This is a genomic window from Micromonospora sp. M51 (assembly GCF_018070305.1).
GTDB lineage: Bacteria > Actinomycetota > Actinomycetes > Mycobacteriales > Micromonosporaceae > Micromonospora > Micromonospora parva.
Window position 1 is genome coordinate 1 of sequence record NZ_JAGPXZ010001205.1, and the last position, 1,144, is coordinate 1,144.

The following is a 1,144-nucleotide window of genomic DNA, read 5'->3' on the forward strand; positions in this document are numbered from 1 at the left end:
GCCACGCCCGTCCCGGCCACCGTCGCCGAGGCGGTCACCGCGCGGCGGGTGCTGCGCATCCGGTACGCCGACCGCGCCGGCGCCGACTCGACCCGTGACGTCGAGCCACTCGGCTACCTCGGCAACTCCCGGCACTGGTACCTGGTGGCCTGGTGCCGGCTGCGCGACGAGCTGCGCTGCTTCCGCACCGACCGGATCCGGACGGTCCGGGCGCTGCCCGACGTGGTGGCCCGGGAGCTGCACCTGACCGATCTCGACATCCCGCACGAACGGCTCCGCCCGCTGAGCCTGGTCTGAAACGGCTCGACGTCGACGACCACCCGGCCGGGGTGGACCGCGTCGACGACCACCCGGCCGGGGTGGGCCGCGTCGACGACAACTCGGCCGGATGATCCGGAAACACCGACAGGACGCTGTCGCGAACGGCCTCGAGACTGCTGGGGACGGCGGCCGAACGGCCGGCCCGGAAATTTCTGGAGGCAACAGATGTCCAGGTCCACCACGCCCATCACCTGGTTCGAATTCGGCGCCGACCGGCCCGAGGCCGCGGAGAAGTTCTACGGAGAGCTGTTCGGCTGGACCTTCGAGGAGCAGGGGCCGGCCAACGGCGCGTCCTACCGGGTGACCGGAGCCGGTGGCGACACCGGGATCAGCGGGGCGATCCGCGCGACCGACGGGAGTTCGCCGAACTACGCGGTGTTCTACGCCGAGGTCGCCGACGTCGAGGAGACCTGCAAGCGGGCCGAAGCGGCCGGCGGTCGGGTGCTGGTGCCGGCGCGTACGGCGCCGAGCGGTCTCACGTCGGCCCACCTGCTCGACCCGACCGGCAATCGCGTAGGCGTGTTCTCGCCCCCGCCCCAGCAGAGCTGACCACCCGTTCCAGGGCCGGCCCTGCTTCGCCCGGCCCTGCTCCGGCCTGGCGTGGTCTGGTCTGGTCTGGCCTGGCCGGCCCTGGTCCGGCCTGGCCTGGCCTGGCCTGGCCGGCCCTGCTCCGGCCTGGCCTGGCGTGGCCTGGCTGAAGCCGGAGCCGGTGATCAACTCCGTTTTCAGGAAGTCGGGGTATCCGACGCACTCGGATGCCCCGACTTCACGAAAGCCGAGTGGATCAAGCCGCAACGGGCCGGGTGGGGCCCGGTCCGTCTGC

General features: G+C 72.5%; 2 protein-coding genes. Both read left to right on the forward strand.

The features are described 5' to 3' along the window. On the forward strand, positions 1–297 hold a 297-nt coding region (locus KBX53_RS33710), incomplete at its 5' end, for a YafY family protein (protein WP_210863892.1). Positions 298–486: 189 nt separating this feature from the next. Next, the gene (locus KBX53_RS33715) at positions 487–870 is read left to right on the forward strand and encodes a VOC family protein (RefSeq protein ID WP_210863893.1); all 384 of its coding nucleotides are present in this window, start codon (positions 487–489) and stop codon (positions 868–870) included. The last annotated feature ends 274 nt before the right edge of the window (positions 871–1,144 follow it).

Coding starts and splice junctions, on each gene's coding strand:
- KBX53_RS33715 (WP_210863893.1), top strand. CDS start 487: ATGTCCAGGTCCACCACGCCCATCACCTGGTTCGAATTCGGCGCCGAC.